At 48.7% G+C, this 21583-nt stretch carries 24 protein-coding genes and 1 other RNA gene; 6 read left to right on the forward strand and 19 right to left on the reverse strand.

The features are described 5' to 3' along the window. The 6 genes from FND36_09770 to FND36_09795 form a co-directional block, all read right to left on the reverse strand. A complete protein-coding gene (locus FND36_09770; GenBank protein ID QDW74293.1) occupies positions 1-1245 on the reverse strand; it encodes a competence/damage-inducible protein A in 1245 nt (414 codons plus the stop codon). Positions 1246-1248: 3 nt separating this feature from the next. Further along, positions 1249-1791 (reverse strand): CDP-diacylglycerol--glycerol-3-phosphate 3-phosphatidyltransferase, encoded by a 543-nt coding sequence (gene pgsA, locus FND36_09775; protein ID QDW74294.1) that lies wholly within the window; start codon positions 1789-1791, stop codon positions 1249-1251. Further along, positions 1788-3113: a 30S ribosomal protein S12 methylthiotransferase RimO gene (gene rimO / locus FND36_09780; GenBank protein QDW74295.1), complete on the reverse strand. Its 1326-nt coding sequence runs from the start codon at positions 3111-3113 to the stop codon at positions 1788-1790. The genes pgsA and rimO overlap by 4 nt, the downstream gene beginning before the upstream one ends. A gap of 74 nt (positions 3114-3187) precedes the next feature. Beyond that, positions 3188-3427 carry a DNA-directed RNA polymerase subunit omega gene (locus FND36_09785; GenBank protein QDW74296.1) on the reverse strand — a complete coding sequence of 80 codons (240 nt, stop codon included), beginning with the start codon at positions 3425-3427 and terminating at the stop codon, positions 3188-3190. A gap of 6 nt (positions 3428-3433) precedes the next feature. Then, complete coding sequence (locus FND36_09790; protein QDW74297.1) at positions 3434-4054, reverse strand: guanylate kinase; 621 nt, start codon at positions 4052-4054, stop codon at positions 3434-3436. 43 nt (positions 4055-4097) lie between these two features. After that, entirely contained in the window at positions 4098-4979 is an 882-nt protein-coding gene (locus tag FND36_09795; GenBank protein QDW75600.1) for a YicC family protein, read from the reverse strand. A gap of 142 nt (positions 4980-5121) precedes the next feature. Between FND36_09795 and FND36_09800 the strand changes: the two genes are divergently transcribed. Further along, positions 5122-6867 (forward strand): fibronectin/fibrinogen-binding protein, encoded by a 1746-nt coding sequence (locus tag FND36_09800; protein QDW74298.1) that lies wholly within the window; start codon positions 5122-5124, stop codon positions 6865-6867. On the opposite strand, the gene FND36_09805 is transcribed toward FND36_09800, so the two are convergent. Genes FND36_09805 through pheA form a run of 3 tightly spaced genes read right to left on the reverse strand, consistent with a single transcriptional unit; the run spans position 6864 to position 9606 of the window. Beyond that, positions 6864-7133, reverse strand: coding sequence for a hypothetical protein (locus FND36_09805; protein ID QDW74299.1), 270 nt, complete (start codon positions 7131-7133; stop codon positions 6864-6866). The genes FND36_09800 and FND36_09805 overlap by 4 nt on opposite strands. Positions 7134-7161: 28 nt before the next feature. After that, the gene (locus FND36_09810; protein ID QDW75601.1) at positions 7162-8457 is read right to left on the reverse strand and encodes an ATP-binding protein; all 1296 of its coding nucleotides are present in this window, start codon (positions 8455-8457) and stop codon (positions 7162-7164) included. Between the two features lie 18 nt (positions 8458-8475). Continuing rightward, positions 8476-9606, reverse strand: a complete 1131-nt coding sequence (gene pheA, locus FND36_09815; GenBank protein QDW74300.1) for a prephenate dehydratase — start codon at positions 9604-9606, stop codon at positions 8476-8478. An 84-nt stretch (positions 9607-9690) separates the two neighbouring features. Here pheA and FND36_09820 point away from each other — a divergent pair, with 84 nt between their 5' ends. The 3 genes from FND36_09820 (at position 9691) to FND36_09830 (ending at position 11687) form a co-directional block, all read left to right on the forward strand. Next, the gene (locus FND36_09820) at positions 9691-10074 is read left to right on the forward strand and encodes a hypothetical protein (protein ID QDW74301.1); all 384 of its coding nucleotides are present in this window, start codon (positions 9691-9693) and stop codon (positions 10072-10074) included. Positions 10075-10311: 237 nt separating this feature from the next. Then, positions 10312-11229, forward strand: coding sequence for an aspartate carbamoyltransferase (gene pyrB, locus FND36_09825; protein ID QDW74302.1), 918 nt, complete (start codon positions 10312-10314; stop codon positions 11227-11229). 17 nt (positions 11230-11246) lie between these two features. Further along, positions 11247-11687: an aspartate carbamoyltransferase regulatory subunit gene (locus tag FND36_09830; GenBank protein ID QDW74303.1), complete on the forward strand. Its 441-nt coding sequence runs from the start codon at positions 11247-11249 to the stop codon at positions 11685-11687. Between the two features lie 64 nt (positions 11688-11751). Here the strand turns inward: FND36_09830 and FND36_09835 are convergent, their stop codons facing one another. Next, the gene (locus FND36_09835) at positions 11752-12636 is read right to left on the reverse strand and encodes a LysR family transcriptional regulator (GenBank protein QDW74304.1); all 885 of its coding nucleotides are present in this window, start codon (positions 12634-12636) and stop codon (positions 11752-11754) included. 189 nt (positions 12637-12825) lie between these two features. Between FND36_09835 and FND36_09840 the strand changes: the two genes are divergently transcribed. Then, on the forward strand, positions 12826-13269 hold the full coding sequence (locus FND36_09840) for a GNAT family N-acetyltransferase (protein QDW74305.1): 444 nt from the start codon (positions 12826-12828) through the stop codon (positions 13267-13269). Position 13270: 1 nt separating this feature from the next. Here FND36_09840 and rnpB read toward each other — a convergent pair. The 4 genes from rnpB to FND36_09860 all read right to left on the reverse strand — a co-directional run bounded on the left by rnpB (position 13271) and on the right by FND36_09860 (position 15430). Then, positions 13271-13621, reverse strand: an RNA gene (gene rnpB / locus FND36_09845) — RNase P RNA component class A. Between the two features lie 101 nt (positions 13622-13722). Beyond that, entirely contained in the window at positions 13723-14196 is a 474-nt protein-coding gene (rnhA, locus tag FND36_09850; GenBank protein ID QDW74306.1) for a ribonuclease HI, read from the reverse strand. 64 nt (positions 14197-14260) lie between these two features. After that, positions 14261-14956, reverse strand: a complete 696-nt coding sequence (locus FND36_09855; GenBank protein QDW74307.1) for an MBL fold metallo-hydrolase — start codon at positions 14954-14956, stop codon at positions 14261-14263. Between the two features lie 3 nt (positions 14957-14959). Next, positions 14960-15430, reverse strand: a complete 471-nt coding sequence (locus FND36_09860) for a MogA/MoaB family molybdenum cofactor biosynthesis protein (protein QDW74308.1) — start codon at positions 15428-15430, stop codon at positions 14960-14962. Here FND36_09860 and FND36_09865 point away from each other — a divergent pair. Beyond that, on the forward strand, positions 15418-15480 hold the full coding sequence (locus FND36_09865) for a hypothetical protein (GenBank protein ID QDW75602.1): 63 nt from the start codon (positions 15418-15420) through the stop codon (positions 15478-15480). The genes FND36_09860 and FND36_09865 overlap by 13 nt on opposite strands. A 28-nt stretch (positions 15481-15508) precedes the next feature. Here the strand turns inward: FND36_09865 and spoIVA are convergent, their stop codons facing one another. From spoIVA to FND36_09890, 5 genes are all read right to left on the reverse strand, one after another. After that, a complete protein-coding gene (gene spoIVA / locus FND36_09870; protein ID QDW74309.1) occupies positions 15509-16981 on the reverse strand; it encodes a stage IV sporulation protein A in 1473 nt (490 codons plus the stop codon). 197 nt (positions 16982-17178) lie between these two features. Next, complete coding sequence (locus FND36_09875) at positions 17179-18192, reverse strand: NAD(P)H-dependent glycerol-3-phosphate dehydrogenase (GenBank protein ID QDW74310.1); 1014 nt, start codon at positions 18190-18192, stop codon at positions 17179-17181. Positions 18193-18246: 54 nt separating this feature from the next. After that, positions 18247-18897, reverse strand: coding sequence for a glycerol-3-phosphate 1-O-acyltransferase PlsY (gene plsY, locus FND36_09880; protein QDW74311.1), 651 nt, complete (start codon positions 18895-18897; stop codon positions 18247-18249). A gap of 2 nt (positions 18898-18899) precedes the next feature. Further along, the gene (locus tag FND36_09885; protein QDW74312.1) at positions 18900-20228 is read right to left on the reverse strand and encodes a ribosome biogenesis GTPase Der; all 1329 of its coding nucleotides are present in this window, start codon (positions 20226-20228) and stop codon (positions 18900-18902) included. A gap of 29 nt (positions 20229-20257) precedes the next feature. Then, a complete protein-coding gene (locus FND36_09890; GenBank protein ID QDW74313.1) occupies positions 20258-21565 on the reverse strand; it encodes a DUF512 domain-containing protein in 1308 nt (435 codons plus the stop codon). Positions 21566-21583: the final 18 nt, after the last annotated feature.

The following is a 21583-nucleotide window of genomic DNA, read 5'->3' on the forward strand; positions in this document are numbered from 1 at the left end:
TTATTCTGAAGACTTCAACAGTTCCTCCCGCAGAAGCGTCAGTGCGTTTACCACTGAGAATTCCCGGTTCTTCTCTCGATTCCCGGTAAAATGATATTTTTCTACCCTGCATTTTCCTCCGACCTGACAGCCAATATAGACAAGGCCCACCGGTTTATCTTCTGTCCCTCCTCCCGGTCCTGCGATTCCGGTCACAGAAAGAGCCGCGCCGGCTCCGGCTGCCGCGGCCGCTCCCGCAGCCATCTCCGCAGCCGTCTGAGGGCTGACTGCCCCATAAGTTTCCAAAGTCTCATGCCTGACACCCAGAATCTTTTCCTTCGCTTCATTGGAGTAGGTGATATGTCCCTCCTGATATACATCAGAAGCTCCAGGCACGTTCATGATCCTTCCTGCCAAAAGGCCTCCGGTGCAGGACTCTGCCGTGGTAAGAGTCAGATTCTTTTCCTCCAAAAGCCTAACTATCACTTCTTCCAGCGTTACCTCTTCCTGATTCGTATAGATCAGATTTCCAAATCTTTCATACAATTTCTTTTCCACAGGACGGATCAATTCCTCTGCCCGATTTTGGCTGTCTGCCTTGGCCGTTATTCTGAGATGGACCTCTCCCGTCTTGGCGTAAGGGGCCAATGTGGGATTCCCCTGTTCCATCAGATCTGTGATCTGGGCCTCCACCTGACTCTCTCCCATTCCGCAGATCTTGATCATATGAGAATAGATTCCCTCTGGTTCCCGTTTGTTCAAATAAGGGGCAATATCCCTCTCAAACATAGGCCGCAGTTCTCCCGGCGGTCCCGGCAGAAGGACGGCCGTCTTTCCATTCTCTTCCAGGATCAGTCCTGGAGCCGTTCCATTATGATTATCTATAACGACCGCGCCCTCCGGAACCAACGCCTGTTTCCAGTTATTCGATGTGATCTTCCGTCTTGGATTCCGGTCAAAATACTCCTGGATCCTGGCCCTTGTATGGGGATCTTCCTTTAACTGATATCCAAACACTTTGGCCGTCACCTCTTTAGTCAGATCGTCCTTCGTAGGACCAAGGCCCCCGCTTAAAATCACAATATCCGACCGGGACAGGGCACGGCGCAGCTCTTCTTCCAGTCTCTCTTCGTTATCTCCCACAACGCTTTGATGATAACAGGAAAGGCCCAAAAGAGCACATTGCTCTGACAGATAGGCCGCATTGGTATTGATAATATTTCCAAGCAGGATCTCAGTTCCTACCGAAATCAACTCTACCGTCATGCTTTACATCCCTCCTTTTGTCAGCACCTGCACATTCTTGGCCACGTAATCGATCAGGGATACGATTGTCAAGATCAAAGACAGCCAGATCAGCACCGTTCCGATCACATCGAAGATGCCGCCCAGATCAGCAATGAGTACAATGATCATAAACATCTGGGACACCGTCTTAAATTTCCCCCAGTAGCTGGCCGCGATCACGATCCCGTTGTCAGAAGCCACCAGGCGGAACCCGCTGATGATAAATTCCCTGGCAATGATAACGATCACAAACCAGGCGGAAAGGGTGCCGTCCGGGATCATACAGATCATAGCGGAGCACACCAGCAGCTTATCCGCCAGAGGATCCATAAACTTTCCAAAGTTCGTCACCAGATTCCTGGACCTGGCGATCTTTCCGTCCAGCATATCCGTAAGGCTGGCCACACAGAACAGTACCAGAGCGATCCATTTATTCGCCGCTCCGCCTGTGTCCGTCAGCATAAAGAAAACAAAAAAGGGTACCATGATCACTCGCAATACCGTCAACTTATTTGGCAGATTCATTCTATCAACTCTCCTATCAAATCATATTCTAATGCCCCGGTCACTCTGACTTTCACAAAGTCTCCGGTCATCAGTTCCTCATCTGTATTGATAAAGATCAGCCCGTCCACGCCGGGCGCGTCTTTATAGGTCCTTCCTACATAAGCGTTCTCATCGGCTATTTTCCCCTCGATCATTGCCAGCATTTCCCGGCCTTTCATCTCTTCGGCCTGATCGAACGCGATCTCCTGCTGCAGCTCCATGATCTGAGCTTTCCGGTCTTCCTTTACCTCTTCCGGGATCTGGCCTTCCATCTGGGCCGCGGGGGTATCTTCTTCCGGAGAATAAGTAAAGACTCCCAATCGTTCAAATTCCATCTCATCCACAAAATCCAGCAGTTCTTCCTGCTGGCTTTCCGTCTCTCCCGGAAATCCTGTGATCAGGGTGGTCCTTATGGTGATGTCAGGGATCTCTTTTCTTAATTTCCCGATGATCCCGCATAATTGGCTTTTCGAAGTCCTTCTTCCCATCCGCTTCAAGATCTCATCGGAAGCGTGCTGGATCGGAAGATCGATATAGTGGCAGATCTTAGGTTCTTCCTTCATTACCTGGATCAGCTCATCATCCACCTCTTCCGGATAACAATAGAGTACCCGGATCCAATAGATCCCCTTGACCTTGCATAATTCCCGCAGCAGTCTTGGAAGCGATTTCTTCCCGTACAGGTCCTTCCCGTAGACGGTAGTCTCCTGGGCCACCAGGATCAACTCTTTCACTCCCTGACCCGCAAGCGATTCCGCTTCTTTCAGAAGCCGTTCTATGGGAACGCTTCGGTAGCTTCCCCTAAGCTTGGGTATGATGCAGTAAGTACAGTGTTTGTCACAGCCCTCCGCGATCTTCAGATAGGCATAGTGGCCGCCTGTAGTCACCAGCCGTTTCGCCTCCGGCAGCGGCAGGGCGTTGATATCTTCCATCCGGATATATCCTCCTGCCTCCAGAGCCTGTTCCAGCGCCTCAGCGATCTTATCATAGGAAGCTGTTCCCAGGACCGCGTCTACCTCCGGAATCTCTTCCAAGATCTCCTTTTGATATCTCTGAGCCAGGCATCCGGTCACGACCAAAGCTTTCAGCCTTCCTTCCTTCTTATATTCTGCCATTTCCAGAATCGTCTGGATGCTTTCTTCCTTTGCGTCATGGATAAAACAGCAGGTATTGATGACGATCGCATCCGCCTGTTCCTCATTGTCTACGATCGTCCATCCCTTTTCATCCAAGATCCCCAGCATGACCTCCGAATCCACCAGATTCTTATCACAGCCCAGGGAAATAAACAATAAATTCATTCCTTCCTCCTTCTTGTTTAGAAGAAAGGCAGATACCTGCCGGCATCTGCCCTCCTGATCATACTCATCTTCTGTTATTCCTCTTCTTCTCCAACGATCTTAACCTTTCCCTGGTTCAGTTCATCAATGGCGATCGAAAGCGGCTTTTCCCCTTCTTTAGTGCGTACCAGCGGTTCCGCTCCGTCAATGATCTCTCTGGCCCGCTTTGCTGTGGCCATAACAATTGAATAACGGCTGTTGACCACCTTGGTCTCGCCCTCTTCTACGTCTTTGTTTACAACCTTCATTAAATCTGTGTAAGATGGATGCAGCATATGCTTTTATTCTCCTTTCAATTCCTTCCTCATCTTCTCTATAAAGTCTATATTACGGAAACTTTTCCGGTGTTCTCCCTGAATGATCTGATGGACTTCTTCCACACAGTCCTCAAGCACATCGTTGACGACCAGATAGTCATACTGATCCATTCCTTCCGCCTCTTCCCTGGCTCTTCTCATCCGGGACTCGATCACATCCATGGTCTCCGTCCCCCTCTTCACCAGCCGGTTCTTCAACTCTTCCGCCGATGGCGGAGTCACAAACAGCAGAAGGGTTTCCGGAAACTTTTTCTTAACCTTCAAGGCTCCCTGGATCTCAATCTCCAGAATCACATCTTTTCCGGCCTGAAGCTGTTCTTCTACGTATGCCCGCGGCGTTCCGTAATAATTATCCACATATTTAGCATACTCTATCAATTCTTCTTTCGCAATCATTTTTTCAAATTCTTCCACGGTTCGGAAGAAATATTCTCTTCCCTCTTCTTCTCCCGGCCGGGGCGCTCTTGTAGTGGCAGAAATGGAAAGCGCGTAATTATCATACTGCTTTATCAGTTCTTTCATGATCGTCCCTTTTCCCGCGCCGGAGAATCCGGACACCACCGTTAAAATTCCTTTTTTATCCACAGATTTCCCTCTCCCTCGATGGTTCTCTTCATTTACATTCTGTCTATTCAATATTCTGGATCTGTTCCCGCACTTTTTCGATCTCTGTTTTCAGATCGATCCCCACGTTGGAAACTTCCAGATCATTGGCTTTGGAAAGGATCGTATTGGCCTCCCGGTTCATTTCCTGAGCGATAAAGTCCAGCTTTCTCCCAATCCCACTCTCAGAAGCTTCCAAAGTTTCCTTCATATGTACGATATGGCTTCTCAGCCGCACCAGTTCTTCGTCTGTACAGATCTTATCCGCGAAGATCACTACCTCGGCGGCGATCCGGCTCTCCTCGATCTGGGTATCCTCAAGAAGCTCCTGGACTTTGGCTTCCAGCTTTTCACGATATTCACTGATGATCTTAGGCGACCGTTCTTCAATGTAGCCTACCAGCTCCAACATTCCGTCCAGCTTTTCCAGGATATCCTTTTTCAGATTCTCCCCCTCCAGCGCACGGGTCTCGATAAAGTGATCGACCGCGCCGTTTAACGCTTTCTCCAGCCCGTTCCAGAGTTCTTCCTCATCCAGGGCCTGTTCTTCCATCGTCAGCACCTCCGGACATTTGGAAATGGTGGATACCCGGATATCATTTTCCAGGCCAAATTGTTCTTCCATTTTACGAAAATAGGCCAGATACTCTTCCGCCAGCCCTTGATTGTATTTCAGAGACACCTGTCCTTCCGACAGGTCTTCATAAGTGATAAAAAGATCAACTTTCCCCCGTTGAATCCTTTTCTTCAGCAGGCTCCGGATCGAAGTCTCGAAAAAATTCAGTTTCTTGGGCATCCGGATATTCACATCCAGGTACCGGTGGTTGACTCCCTTCATTTCAACTGTAAATTTCCGATCTCCTTCAGACACTTCACAGCGCCCGAACCCTGTCATGCTTTTTATCATGTTCTCCATACTCCATTTCCTTTTGTAATCAGTCCATGTCCGAACTAGGTTCCGAATTATTATAAGCCATTTGGCAATTCCCGTCAACCATGGTATACTGGTATCCACCGTAATCTATTACCTTAGAAAGGAATGACATAACATGGCATTTGACGGAATTACTGTAGCGGCTATCGTACAGGAATTAAAAGGAACTCTCTCCCAGGGACGCATCGCCAAGATCGCCCAGCCGGAAGCGGACGAACTGCTTCTGACGATCAAGACTCCAAAAGGACAGCAACGGCTATATCTTTCTGCCAGCGCCTCCCTTCCTCTTATCTATTTGACGGATGAGAACAAGCCAAGCCCTATGAACGCGCCCAACTTCTGCATGCTTCTGCGAAAACATATCGGGAACGGCCGGATCGTCAACGTATCTCAGCCGGGCTTGGAACGGATCATCCACCTGGATATTGAGCATCTGGATGAACTGGGAGATCCCTGCCGGAAGAAACTGATCATAGAGATCATGGGAAAACACAGCAACATCATTTTCTGCGACGACCAGGGAAAGATCATAGACAGCATCAAACATGTGTCCGCCCAGATGAGCTCGGTACGGGAAGTATTGCCGGGACGGCCTTACTTTATACCGGATACTATGTCTAAAACAGATCCGTTAAGCGCGGACCTGGACACTTTCATCCAGACTCTTGCCGCAAGACCTGTCCCGCTGGTCAAAGCGATCTACACAGGTTTTACCGGGATCAGCCCTGCTGCCGCGGAGGAAATCTGCTGTCTGTCCGGCGTGGATTCCAGCCTCCCGCCGCGGGAACTGTCCCAGGATCTTTTCACCCATTTGTATCGGCAGTTTTCTTACTACATGGACGATATAAAATCTTGCGGCTTCTGTCCTTCCATATACTACGAGGGAGCCATGCCTAAAGATTTTGCCGTTCTTCCCATGACCCACTACAGCGGCTATACAAAGAGGGAATTCCCAACTGTCTCCCAGATGCTGTCTTCCTATTATTCCGCCCGAAACGCTTTGACACGCATCCGACAAAAAAGCGCGGATCTGCGCCACATCGTCCGCACTGCCCTGGAACGGAACCGCAAGAAATACGACCTTCAGTTCCGCCAGTTGAAAGATACGCAGAACCGAGATCAATACCGGATCTACGGAGAATTGATCAATACTTATGGATACAGTCTCCCAGAAGGCTCTAAGGAACTGACGGCTCTTAATTACTATGACGGGAAAGAGATCACCATTCCTTTAGACCCCTCCCAGACTCCCCAGGAGAATGCCCAGCGGTATTTCGCCCGATATAACAAACAAAAAAGAACCTACGAGGCTCTAAGCCAGCTGATCCAGGAAACCTCTGATGATATCAGCTATCTGGAGTCGGTAGAAAACGCTCTGGAAATTGCGCAAAACGAAGAAGACCTGGCTCAGATCAAGGATGAACTGGCCGGCAGCGGCTATATCCGGCAGCGGTCCGGCCGTAAAAAGGCGCGGACTATCAGTCGTCCTCTCCATTATATTTCCAGCGACGGCTATGACATATATGTAGGAAAAAACAATTTTCAAAATGATGAACTGACCTTTTCTTTTGCCGCTGGCAGCGACTGGTGGTTCCACGCTAAAGGCGCTCCCGGCTCCCACGTGATCGTCAAGACCGGCGGAGATGAACTGCCGGACCGCACCTTTGAGGAAGCGGGCCGCCTGGCCGCCTACTATTCTAAAAACCGCGGAAGCGACAAAGTGGAAATTGATTATGTGGAGAAAAAACATGTGAAAAAACCAAACGGAGCCAAGCCCGGTTTCGTGGTCTATTATACCAACTACTCCCTGGTCATTGACTCCGACATTTCTCAGATCAAAGAGGTCTCTCCTGACAGTTAGATCAGCTCCAGCTGCAGGAAAATGGCCCAGACATAAGGGGCCCCAAATACACCCAGTTGTTTGGGGCCTTTGATATTTTCTTTCCCTTCCCGGCAGATTTTCTCATAGGCTTTCTCGAAGGTAGCCCGTGTGATAGATTTCTTCCGCCGGTCAATGAAACATTCCCCGCCTTTGATCACATATACGAAAGGCAGTTTCTTCAAGGTATAAAACTGTTCTCCCTGATGGGCTGTTACCACTTCCCAAACTTCTGCTTTCTGATCCATAGCCCTCTTTCCTCTGCTGTTCCCGCTCTTATGCTTCCATAGTTCCCGCCAGGTAGTCAATGAACTGCTGCGCCGTTCTGCCGGACAGCCCTCCGTGACTTAATTCCCATTTATTTGCTTCTTTGAGAAGTTCTTCTTCCGGAAGCCGGATCTGATTTCTTCTGGCCAGCTGCCGCACGATCTCCTGGAACTCTTTTTTATCTGGTTTCCCAAAATATATCGTAACTCCAAATCTTGCCACCAGAGATAATTTCTCCTGGACCGTATCGTTGGAGTGAAGTTCCTCATCCCGTTCTTCTTTATCACGAAACGTCTCTCGGATGAGGTGGCGCCGGTTGGACGTAGCGTAGATCAGGATATTGTCCGGTTTCCGCTCCAACCCGCCTTCGATCACCGCTTTCAGGTATTTATATTCAATCTCAAATTCCTCAAAAGACAGATCGTCCATATAAATAATAAACTTATAATTCCGATCTTTCACCTGGGCGATCACAGAATTCAGATCCTGGAATTGATGCTTATAGACTTCGATCATACGCAGTCCCTGGTCGTAATATTGATTTAAGATCGCTTTGATGGAAGAAGATTTGCCCGTCCCCGCATCTCCAAAGAGCAGACAGTTATTGGCCTTCCTTCCCTTGACAAACGCTTCTGTATTGTCGATCAGTTTTCTCTTGGCGGTCTCATATCCCACCAGATCATCCAGATGGACATGGGCGATCTTAGTGATAGGCAGGATCTTGGCTCCTTCTTCTGTATGCTGGATGCGGAACGCCTTGTGGAGTCCCAGCTTTCCCACCCCAAATTCTTTATAAAACTGGGTCAGGATATCTTTGAACCCTTCTGCTGTTCCCGCCGCAGCCAGATGGACGCTGAGCTCACAGATCCGGTCCCTGATCCTCTGATTGAAAACTTTTCCGCGGCTGCCGGTCCCCTGATAATGGGACAATATTGAAATACATCCTGCCCCCAGCTTTTCTTCCATTTTCCCGAAATCGTAGTCAAACAACTCTTTAAAAATCGCGAAATCATGAAGCGCCGCCTCATTGATAGTTCCTTCCACTTTCCCTACGATCTCGCAGGAGGTACTGTAAGCATTCTCATGGTTCGCCAAAAGGAAAGTCAGATAAGTATGCCACAGATTTCCCTCGAAACCATGGCTGACCGACAATTCCAAGATCTGATTTGCCGTCTCAAAGAAAAGGCCTTTCAGATCTTCCTGATTGTAATAATCACTGTCATAGTTCTCCATGAGAAAAGCCATATCCTTTAAAGCTTTTCCCTCCTCCATATGTTTATAGATCATCAATTCATTTACTCTCATCAAAGTCGCCTTCTTCCCTTAATAGTTCCCCAGTATCTTTAAACTTCGGCTCTCTTCCCGCAATCCCCGGAGAGCATTTTTCACCGCCGCCTCTCCCAGGTTCCCTTCAAAATCTATGAAAAACCGATATTCCCAGCTTCTGCCCTCAATCGGCCTAGACTCGATCTTGGTCATATTCAGGTCGTTATAAATAAAATGAGACAGCAGGTGGTACAAGGAGCCGCTCTCATGGGGCAGTTCCAGACACAGGCTGATCTTGCGGGCTTCCTTTAAGAAAACTTTCTGGTTGGTGACTACAATAAACCGGGTAGAATTATTTTTATCGTCATTGATCGCGTCTTCCAACACGGCAAGACCATGGATCTTGGCCGCGTAAGCGCTGCACACCGCCGCCTGGCTCGTATCTGCGTCTTCCAAGATCTTCTGGGCGGCAATGGCTGTATTGGATACGCTGATCTGCTGCCAATCGCTGTGTTCGTCCAGAAATCTGGATGTCTGCATCAATGCCTCCGCCTTGGAATACACTCTCTTGATATTCTGCAGGCTTGCCCCCGGAAGTCCGGCCAGCGTATGGGTGATCGGGATAATGGTCTCTCCCACAATATAATTTTCAAACTCTACCAGCAGATCATACATCTCCGCCACCGCTCCCGCGGTGGAATTCTCAATGGGAAGCACCGCGTAATCGGCCGCTCCTTCTTCGATCGCGTTCATGGCATCCCGGAAGGTCCTGACATGGAAACTGTTGCATTCTGGGCCGAAATAAGCCTGCATAGCGGCCTGGCTGTAGGCCCCTTCCGTCCCCTGGAATACAATCCTTGCGCCTTCTTTATCCAAAGAGTCGATCTGGATAAAGGGAAGCCTTCCCAGGGCCCCAGCCTGAACCAGCTGCTGGTACTGCAGCTTGCGGCTCATGGACATCAATTGCTGGTACAATTCCTGGATCCCCTTTTTATTAAACTCTGTGGCAGTCTTCCCTGCCACGTCTGCCAGCTTTTCCTTCTCTCTTTGACGGTCAAACACCTTGGTTCCGCTGTTGATCTTATATTCTCCCACTTCCCGGCAGATCCGCATCCGCTCTTCATAGAGCTTTACGATCTGATCGTCTACAAGGTCTAATTGTTCTCTTAATTCTCCTAATGATGCCATGATATATCTCCTTTTTTGCGAACTACGCTGTATTATAATACATTTCCCGCATAAAATCTACCTCTGCAAACCATACTTAGAAATATGAGACATGATTTTTTGACTTGCGGGACCACCGGCTGGTGTATGGAAATCCTGTTTACCGGCCTGCACTCTCTGCGTCGGGAAAACCCTACCCTTACGGGGAACACTTCCATCTGGATGTTTCCCATCTACGGAATGGCCAGCTTTCTCTCTCCTCTCTGCAAACGCCTGGAAGGAAGAAGCCTGATACTCAGAGGAGGTGTGTATACATGCTGTATCTTTTGCGCGGAATATCTTACCGGCTCCTTCTTGAGAAAGTTTAACGCCTGCCCGTGGAATTACAGCGGCGCCCCCTGCAATATCAACGGTTTGATCCGTCTGGACTATGCGCCTTTATGGTTCGGCGCGGGACTTCTCTTTGAAAAAATTCTCTCCAGACATTGAAAATCTTTCACATTTAGTATATGATGTATGAAAGATTTTCAGTGGAGGAGGGAAAATGATGCGTCAGTACAAACATAAGATGGCCAGTCCGGCCGCTTTTCCTGTTCTTTTGCGTAAAGATCATCTTTTCTTTTCCCGACTCTTTCAGTTGAAATCTTTTATTTTCTATTTTTATTCCAAATTCACAATATCCCAAAACAGCAACGGAATATTGATACATCTTCAAAGGAGGTTTTTATGAGACACTTAATGAGTCCACTGGATTTTTCCGTGGAAGAATTAGACCAATTGATGGATCTGGCATCCGACATTGAGGCAAATCCAGGGAAATACGCCCACGCCTGCGATGGGAAGAAGCTGGCCACCCTTTTTTATGAGCCAAGCACCAGAACTCGGCTCAGCCATGAGGCGGCTATGCTCAATCTGGGAGGAAATGTACTCGGATTTTCTACCGCCGACTCCAGTTCCGCCGCCAAAGGGGAGAGCGTCGCCGACACCATCCGCACCATTTCCTGCTACGCGGACATCTGCGCTATGCGGCATTATAAAGAAGGCGCGCCTATGGTTGCCGCCAAACATTCCAGGATTCCGGTCATCAACGCCGGGGATGGAGGCCACCAGCACCCCACCCAGACCCTGACCGATCTTCTGACCATCCGATCTTTAAAAGGCCGGCTGGAAAACATGACCATCGGTCTGTGCGGAGACCTAAAATTTGGCCGTACCGTCCATTCTTTGATCCACGCTCTGGTCCGCTATCCGGGGATTCGTTTCGTGCTGATCTCGCCAGAGGAGCTGCGTCTCCCAAGTTATATCCGCTCCGATGTGCTGGATCAGAAGAATATCCCTTATGAAGAAGTAGTCCGGCTTGAAGACGCGCTTCCGAATCTGGATCTGCTCTACATGACCCGCGTGCAGAAAGAGCGTTTCTTCAACGAAGAAGATTATGTGCGTATGAAGGATTTCTATATTTTAGACCGGAAGAAAATGAAGCTTGCTCCTGAGAATATGTATGTTCTCCATCCTCTGCCAAGGGTCAACGAGATATCCGTAGAGGTAGACGATGATCCAAGAGCCGCTTATTTCAAACAGGCCCAATATGGTGTCTACATAAGAATGGCGCTGATCCTGACACTGTTAGAGATTGAAGTATAAAAAGGAGGCCAGAAACTATGGTAAAGAATACATTGACCGTTGGACGTATTGAAGAGGGGTTTGTACTGGATCACATTCAGGCCGGACGAAGCATGGATATCTATAAATACCTCCATCTGGATAAACTGGACTGCTGTGTGGCTATCATCAAGAACGCCCGGAGCAGTAAAATGGGACGGAAGGATATTATGAAGATTGAATGTCCCATTGATTTTATGGATCTGGATATCCTTGGTTTTATCGATCACGATATCACGGTAAATATTGTCAAGGACAGTAAGATCGTAGAGAAAAAATGTCTCCATCTTCCCAAAGAGATCACCAATGTGATCCGCTGCAAGAACCCCCGGTGTATCACTTCCATCGAGCAGGGCCTGGACCATGTCTTTGTACTGACAGATCCGGAGAATGAAGTCTATCGCTGCAAATACTGCGAAGAAAAATACCACAGAAGATAATTGATCATAAAAGAAAAGCACGGCCGTCAGACATCAAGCGGCCGTGCTTTTCCTTTCTTATTTCTTACGCGATCGAGCTGGAAAGCCCGATCATCAGACGCATTAGGGGACTGATCCACTTATTCTTATTATGGGCGCATACGGCTGTGATCCTGTTGTGCGAGATCTCTGTGGGGATTTCCTCCAACTCACCTGCTTCTAACTCTTCCCGCACCGTGAATTCAGGAAGGTACGAGATCCCCACATCGCTTTTTACCAGATTCTTGATCGTGGGAATACTCCACATCTCAATCGTATGATCCAGGGTAATAGACTTTTTCCTTAAATACTCTTCAAAGATCTGCCGAAATACGCATGTTGGCTCGTTAATGACCAAAGGGACCGAAAGCGTCTGATCCGGCGTCACAAAATCCGGGAACCTGCGCCTGGTCTCCGGCGAGGCCACCAGTACCAGCGGGAAGGCGCCGATCGGGTAGGTGATCAGACCGGAACCGAAGCCGCCGATGTCTTCATAGAAAATCCCCAGATCCAAACTTCCCCGCAGCAATTCATTCCGGATATCGTAACAGTTCATGGAGCGCAGATAGATCTTGGCCTTTGGCGCCTGCTGACAGAACTTTTTCAGCGCGGTGGGAATCTTGTAACACAGCAGCGTCTCTCCTACTCCAATATGGATGCTCCCCTGGCAATCGGCCAGATCATTTTCAAAATACCGCAGTTTTTCTACCGACTGAAACACCTCATCCACATAAGGGACCAACAGTTCTCCAGCCTGGGTCAGGACCATGTTTCTCCCGGATTTCTCGAACAATTTCACAGATAATTCCCGCTCCAACTGACCCATCTGGAAAGTGATGGCCGATTGGGTATAATTCAGCTTTTCCGCGGCAGCTCTAAAACTTCCCGTCTCCACCACCGTGCGGAATGTATTCAGATACTTTAATTCCATTTTTCCTCCACACTTAAATTATTTTTAATCGTTACTTATTTATCTTTAAATTGTTTTTAATTATTATATAATGCTATTATATGTAGAAGAAAGAAATTCTGCAAGATATTTACGGAAGGAGAACGAAACATGTATACATTAGAACTGGCGCGCCCGGATGAGCTGCAAACCTGCTGAGAGATCATAGCGATGGGGCGAAATTTTCAGAAAGAACAGGGATTCACACAATGGACCGAAGACTATCCTAATCCGGATACGATCCGGGATGATATTGAGGCACAAAAAGGGTATGTGATCAAAGCGGACGGCCGGATCGCCGGCTACATGTGTGTCGATTTTGACGGGGAACCTGCTTATAATAATATCGAAGGAGAATGGCACACGAAAGCCCCCTATGCCGTCGTACACCGGAGGGCATTCCATGGAGATTTCAGAGGGAGGGGTATGGCTGATGTCGCTTTCCGCCTGATCGAGAAACTTTGCCTTGACAATCAGATCGCAAGCATCCGGGTTGACACAGATTTTCCAAACAAACGGATGCAGCATATTTTAGAAAAAAACGGATTTGTCAAACGTGGAGTGATCGTTTTCCAGGGAAGCGGAAAACTAGCCTATGATAAAGCATTAGAATAAACTTGCGAGCAAGACGATAAGCCGGGTTATGTCGTGGGTAATCATCTATCTAGGCCTGCCGTTGCCAGCAGACTCCAGCAGCCTACCTAAGACGTGACGGGCCGCCACATCGTCTTTATTCAGCCTTGCTTCGGATGGGGTTTACATGTGCCCCCGCCGTTACCGGCAGGGCGGTAGTCTCTTACACTGCCCTTCCACCCTTACCTCCCTTTAGAGAAGGCGGTACATTTCTGTTGCACTTTCCTTGGAGTCGCCTCCACCGGACGTTATCCGGCATCCTGCCCTGTGAAGCCCGGACTTTCCTCACCTGCGGCCTTTCGGCACATGCAGCTGCGATTACCTGTCTTACTCGCGGTTTTAGATTTTATCACAAAATCAAAGAATAATCAATCGGGTACACCCCATTTTTCATTTTGGTACACCCTTGAGGTCAATTTGGGACGTAGCCTTTTTTCATTTTACTACGTCCTCAATCAGCTCCTCTCCATCCGCCGCGGTCGTCGCCAGCTCATCGCAGCGCTCATTCTGCGGATGGCCGTCGTGCCCTTTGACCCAGATAAAGGTCACCTGATGGGACTCTTTGGCTTTCAAAAGACGTTTCCAGAGATCGATATTTTTGACCGGTTCGTTTTTCCCTCTTTTCCAGCCTTTCTTGATCCATCCCTGGATCCAATTCTGATTAAAGGCGTCTACCAAATACTTGGAATCGGAATAGAGATCTACCTGGCAGGGCCGATTTAAGGCTTCCAGTCCGGCAATGGCCGCCATCAGCTCCATCCGGTTATTGGTGGTCTTTTGGTAACCCTGAGAAATTTCCTTGGTATGGAGCTCTCCCTTAGAATCCCGGTATTCCAGAACGGTTCCATATCCTCCGGGGCCATCTGGATTTCCCCTGGCCGCCCCGTCTGTATAAATGTCTACGTGCATAGTTTTTCTCCTTTTCTATACAGTTTTATTTTGGTCTTTCTCACTCTTTCAGACCACTCTGCCTTTATAATTCAAATTCCTGGGGAGTTTGGGTGATCTGCATCACTTTGTCCTTATATCCGGCGGCCTCCGGGTTTTCCATCAGCCAGTCATAAACTTCAAACCTTCCCCACATATGCATCGGAAAAACCACTTTGGTATCTGTATGCCGCATAAAATAATCCATCCCCCAGTAATACTGCTCCTCCTGTCTTGGATCTAATGGGACAAAAGCCGCATCGATCCGCGTCCCCTCGATCTTTCGGATCTCATACTGGTAATTGCGCTTCATCATCTCGTTAAATGCCCGGCTTTCTTCTTCCCAGTGCCACCAGTTTAAGTCGCCCCCGTGGTAAAGCGTCTTTCCCTCTGCGTTCACCAGAAAAGCTACTCCTTCATCGGTGGAACGCAGCGTTTGAACGAAGATCTCGTCCGCTTGGAGCGTCTGCCTAGGGCCGATATAATGCACTTTTCCCTCCAACGCCTGTCCTTTTTCCACCGACGATCTGATATCATCGGATAAAATATAAGTCACATCATAGTCTTTCGCCCAGTCAAAGATCTTCCTCTGAAAATGGTCATAATGTACATGGCTGGAAAATATATAAAGCTTCCTGTCAACTGCCTTGGCAGGAAGCTCCCCTTTGTAATAATCAAAGACCAGCATGTTTCTCCCCAGATCCACAGCGAATCCACTGTGCCCCAAGTAAGTCACCTTCATCGCTTATGCTTCTCCCTTCACCACTTCCACAGCATGGGTGATCTCCGGAAGCAGATAAGATAAACATTCTTTTACCGCTCCCGCTTTTCCCGGGAGATTTACGATCACTACATCTCCCCGGATCCCAGCGATCCCACGGTTTAACATAGATCTCTTGGTCAGCTTCATCATATGGATCCGCATCACTTCCGAAATTCCTGGTATCAGCCGTTCTGTCACATCCATAGTAGCTTCAGGCGTACAGTCCATCGGCCCGCACCCCGCCCCGCCAGTGGTCAGGATCAGGTCCGCCAGATGATTGTCTGCCATCCTCTGCATCACAGTAGCCAGAACCTCCCGGTCTGTAGGCAGCGCTTTCTGAAACACGACATGATTTCCAGCATCTTCCACCAGCTTACGGATTACTGTCCCGGCTTTGTCTTCTTCTTTTTCTCTATAAATATCTGTATTTGCTGTAAGAATTGCAATTCTCATATTGTACCTCCGTGCTTTCTCTAAATGTATCCCATATAGTAGCATTTTAACGCTTTTGGTCGAATAATGCAATGAAAACTAGATAATAATGCAGACCAGTCCCCCATTGCTGTCGTTGACGATCTTCTGCATCGTATCCTGCAGCTTCTCCTGGCTGGCATCGCCGATCATAGAAATCTTATTTTTCATTCCATCCATTACCAGCTCTTCTATAGATTTGCCAAAAATATTGGTCTCCCAGATACCGCCCTCGCTTTCCTTTCTTTCTTTAATGTAATCTGCCAAATCCTGAGCCTGCTGCTCATTCCCCACAATGGGGGCGATCTCCGTTTCAATATTAGCTCGGATCAAATGGATGGATGGAGCCTCTGAATGGATCCTTACCCCGAATTTATTCCCCTGCTTGATGATCACCGGTTCTTCCAGGGTAATCTCCTCCCTGCGCGGGCTTACTACTCCATACCCTTTCATTTTCACAGCGGTAAAGGCGTCTTTGACTTCTTCATATTCCGCTTTCAAAGCAGACAGGTCCTTCATCGCCTCGATCAACTCATACTGACCTGCGATCGGCAGCCCTGTAAGCTCACTGAGTGTCTCGTAATAAAAGCTCTCTCCGATCCGCACCCGGATCTGTACGCAGCCGGTATCCATCTCAATATGCTCAATCCGCAGATCCTCTATGTAAATGCTCTCAGGCGTTTCAATACCTGAAGCCGCATCCTTGATCTCTCCCAGGTCATCTAAAATCCGACGGACATGTTCCACCAGATCCTGTTTGATCTTATGGTCTCTAGGCAGCATTTCCACCCATTTAGGAATAAAAAACTGGACTTCTGAAACCGGAAATTCATAAAGTACCGCTTCCATGATCCTGCAGATATCTTCTTCCTTTAGCTGTTCACAGTTTACCGGCAATGCCCTTACCCCGTAAGCCGCTTCCAGCTCTTCCGCGGTTTTGCCCGCCTCCTCTCCCAGAGGCTTTCTGGAATTCACCAAAACGACAAACGGCTTGCCGATCTCCTGCAGCTCCCGGATCGTCCTTCCTTCCGCTTCCCGGTAATTCTCACGCTGGATCTCCCCTATACTCCCGTCTGTAGTCACTACAAGCCCAATGGTGGCGTGTTCGTGGATCACCTTGCGGGTCCCGATCTCCGCCGCCTTGGTAAACGGAATCTCATGATCGAACCAGGGCGTCTTTACCTGCCGCTCCTGTCCTTCCTCAATATGGCCGGAGGCGCCTTCTACCATGTATCCCACACAGTCGATCAGCCGCACCTTAACTTCCGTCTCCTCAGACAAGCGCACCTTAGCCGCCTCTTTGGGAACAAATTTGGGTTCTGTCGTCATGATCGTGCGTCCGGAAGCGGATTGAGGAAGTTCATCCCTGGTCTGGGCCTTTCTGTGATCATCCTCCATATGCGGGAGTACCAATACATCCATGAAACGTTTGATCAGTGTGGACTTTCCGGTCCGCACCGGTCCTACTACTCCTATGTATATCTCTCCCTTTGTTCTAGCCTGTATATCTTTGTAGAGTTGGAACGTATTCATTCTAATACCCCCTTGTTATGCTGATAACAGTGTATGAAGGGGACTCCCGCTTTAGAACCCGCAATAAAGGAAAATCCAAATACTTTTGCCGTAAATCAAATCACCCCGCGGGAATCAGACATTGCACTTTTATGCCCAGATTCCCGCAGGGTAAATTCTAAAATCAGCAGTATGAAAATCCGCTTTCTTAAGTCCCGCTATTCTTTCCAAGCCAAGGAACTGTTCTCCGCTTTACTATCTCTGAGCATCAGCTCATTGACCGCTTCTTTCGGGTCTTTTCCATTAAACAGTACCTCATTGACTTTATTGATGATAGGCAGAGACACGCCGTACTTTTCGCCCAGCTTCACCGCGGCTTTAGCGGAATACACACCTTCCACTACCATATTGACTTCTTTCATGGCTTCCTCCATGGATTTTCCCTGGCCCATAAGGTAGCCGGCTTTCCTGTTCCGGCTGTGTACGCTGGCGCAGGTTACGATCAGGTCGCCGATGCCTGTAAGTCCGGTAAAGCTTTCGATAGATCCGCCCATCTTCACCCCAAGTCTCGCGATCTCCGCAATGCCTCTGGTGATCAGAGCCGCCTTGGTATTGTCGCCGTAGCCCATTCCATCGGCAATACCAGCCGCCAGAGCGATCACGTTTTTCAAAGAACCGCCCAGCTCCATCCCCAGGATATCCGGACTTGTGTATACCCGGAATACTTCATTCATAAACATGCTCTGCAGGTACTCAGCCGTCTTCTTTGTCTTAGCTCCGATCACCACAGTAGTAGGAAGGCCTCTCCCCACTTCCTCCGCATGGCTTGGGCCGGACAGGACCGCGACGTCTGCCTGCGGAATCTCTTGTTCGATCTGCTGGGAAAGGGTCATCAATGTATCTTCTTCGATTCCTTTTGCCACATCCACAATAATCTGTCCATCCTGAATATAGGGATTCATCTTGCGGGCCGTGCTCCTAGCAGCGTGAGACGGAACAGCCATCACGATAAAATCTTTCCCGGTCACAGCCTTCTCCAGATCGCCGGTAAATTCCATATCCTCAGGAAGCTTGATTCCCGGAAGTTTGCTTTTATGCTCTCTTTCCTTAGAAAGTCTCTCCGCCTCCTCTTTTCTGAAAGACCATACCGTGATCTGATGGCCATTTGTATGAAGCAGCAACGCAAGAGCTGTTCCCCAGCTTCCCGCCCCTATGATGCCTACATTTGCCATAGCCTGTTACCTCCTTATTTATCTCTTTCCTGTGTACTTTGACCATCCTTCTTACTAAGGCTGTTTCCCTACACTCAGTTTGTTCTCTGTGCCGTTCAATAACCTCTTTATATTCGCCCGGTGCTTAAAGAAGGCCGAAAGCACTAAGAAGACAGCAATCCCATACATCTCATAGAGATGAGCGTCGGTCAGGCTGTATCCTCCCATCTGTCCGTATGCGATCACCTCGATCATATAGACGATGACCACCACCAGCGACCCCACAGACACATACCTAGTTGCGGCTACCGTTCCCACAAATACGGCAATACAGATCAAGATCATCCAGATATTGGTAGTACTTGCGATCAGGCCCGCTGTTACGGCGATCCCTTTTCCGCCTTTAAATCTCATGTAGAATGGATAATTATGTCCCAGCACCGCTCCCAATCCCGCGTACATGGACAAAAGCGAAAGCATGCCGCTGTCCGCGAATGTATTCCGATACAGGAACCGTACCAGCAGTACCGCGAAGATGCATTTAAAACAATCTCCCAGGAAGGTGACCAGTCCAGCTTTCCATCCAAGAGTACGCAGGGCATTGGTCGTTCCCACATTGCCGCTTCCTTTCTGCCGGATGTCCACATGATGCAGCCTGCCGTAGATATATCCTGTCTCGATCAAGCCAAAGGCATAACCAATAGCCACACAAACCAGCCGTTCCATCTTTACTTCTCTTTCCCCTTTCTCTCACGCACGAAAAACCTCAAAGAGGTTCCCCGGAAGCCAAATGCCTCACGAATCTTATTCTCCAGATATCTGGTATAAGAAAAATGCATCAATTCCTTATCGTTGACAAACAGTACAAAACTTGGCGGTCTTACCGCTACCTGTGTGGCATAGTAAAGTTTCAGCCGTTTTCCCTTATCAGAAGGCGGCTGCTGCATTGCCACCGCCTCCATAATGATCTCATTTAATACTCCGGTAGCCACCCGCAGGTTCTGATTCTCAATGACCATATCGATCTTATCATAGATCTGCCGCAGCCTCTGTCCTGTCTGTGCGGAGATATACATGATTTCAGCGTAAGGTACAAAGGAGAGCACCCGGCGGATCTCCTGCTCGTACTCCCGCATAGTCCGGTCGTTTTTCTCAATGGCATCCCACTTATTTACCACGATCACAATGCCCTTCCCTCTCTCATGGGCGATCCCTGTGATCTTGGCGTCTTGTTCGGTAACTCCTTCTGTAGCGTCGATGACTACCAGCACTACATCTGCCCGTTCCACCGCCGACACCGTCCGAATAATACTGTAGCGCTCCAGTTCCTCTTTGATCTTATTCTTTCTGCGCAGTCCGGCCGTATCGATGAATACATACTCTTTGCCGTTGTGCATGATATCTGTGTCTACCGCGTCTCTCGTAGTTCCCGCCACTTCTGACACGATCACCCGCTGCTGTCCCAGCAGCTTGTTGATGATCGAAGATTTCCCCACGTTTGGTTTTCCCACGATGGCTACACGGGGACGCTCATCTTCTCCTTCCCCTTCTTCCGCCTCCGGGAAATGGGCGATGACCGCGTCCAGCATATCTCCCAGGCCGATCTTGCCGGCGGCTGAGATCGGATTGGGATCGCCAATCCCTAAATTATAGAATTCATATACATCCGCCATAAATTTCTGCATACTGTCCACTTTATTAACAGTCAGCACAACCGGCTTCCCGGAGCGGCGCAGCATATCCGCTACTTTGGCGTCCGCATCCACTAATCCCTGACGCACGTCTGTGATGAATATGATCACATCCGCCGTATCAATGGCGATCTGAGCCTGCTCCCGCATCTGGGAAAGGATGATATCTTTGCTCTCCGGTTCGATGCCTCCGGTATCGATCAGGGTAAATTCCCGGTCCAGCCAGCTTACATCTGCATAAATCCGGTCTCTTGTCACTCCAGGCGTATCTTTGACAATAGAAATCTTTTCTCCCGCCAGCGCGTTAAAAAGTGTAGACTTTCCTACATTTGGCCTTCCCACGATAGCTACGATCGGTTTACTCATGTTCTCTCTCCTATTCTATGGAATGGTCCTTATCCAAGGACCGCGTCTATCAAATCCTGTCCGCTTGATTTTACAATATCTGCCCTCACTTGTAAAGCCTCTTCCACCTGTGGCAAAGCAACATCATCCAGAAACACTTCTTCCCCGCTCCGGAACATATTACAGGGCAGCAGCAGCCGTTCCCCCAGCGTTTTTCCTTTTAACTGAGCGATCAAGTCCCCTCCTGTGATCAAACCGGATACGGTGATCTGCTCTCCAAAGAACTCATTTCGGATTGGATAAACATGAACCCGGACTCCCGGGTATTTCTCCTGGATCCGCTCTGTCAATTCCTGGATATAGGGCGCGGCCAGCTTTCCCGTAGCAAGAGACACAACTCTTTTTCTTCCATCTCCCGGAAGTTTCTGAAAACCTTCCGCAAATTCCTGTTCTAAAAGGCGCAGCATCCCAACTCCATTTTCCAGTTGGAGATATCCGTCATACCGGGTTTCTTCCGGGAGTTCCTTTTCAGCCAGAAGATACCATTCATCGCTTGCGTGGATAAAGTGGACGCCATGCTCTTGGAAAAACCTCTCCTGCCACCGGTGGATCGTATCCAGAACATTCTCTGCTTCTTCCTTCTGGAATGTTTCCAAAGGATACAGTCCCTCCCGATATTTAGTAAGTCCCGCCGGAACCACAGACACGCTCTCCAATACCGGAAGATAACGGGACAGATCCCGGATAGTGCGCTCCAGTTCCTCCCCGTCATTGATCCCTTTGCACAGTACGATCTGCCCATTCATATGGATACCGTGTTCAAAAAGGGTATCCACCTTCTTAAGAGCTTCCCCGGCAAATCGGTTGTGGAGCATCTGACAGCGAAGATCCGGATTCGTTGTATGGAACGAAACATTAATGGGTTCCAGGTGATAACGGATGATCCGCTCAATGTCATGATCGCTCATATTGGTCAGCGTCACATAATTTCCCTGCAGAAAGGAAAGCCGGGAATCATCATCTTTAAAATACAAGGTCTCCCGCATCCCTTTTGGCATCTGGTCTATAAAACAGAAAATGCATTTATTCCGGCAGGAACGATATTCGTCCATCAATCCCTGCTCAAATTCCAGGCCGAGGTCTTCTTCATAATCTTTCTCGATCTCTAATTCCCATTCTTCTCCATCTGCTTTCTCCACCAGAAGCGTCAAAAAATCATCATTTACATAATAATGGTAGTCAAACACATCCTCAATCTTCTGCCCGTTGATAGAAAGCAGACGGTCGCCGGGCCGAATCTCCAGTTCGTCTCCGATACTGCCTGGCTTTACTTCGCTGATCTTATGTCCGTATTTCATAAACTTAAAGATTCCTTT

The organism is Lachnospiraceae bacterium KGMB03038 (genome assembly GCA_007361935.1).
Classification (GTDB): Bacteria; Bacillota; Clostridia; order Lachnospirales; family Lachnospiraceae; genus Massilistercora.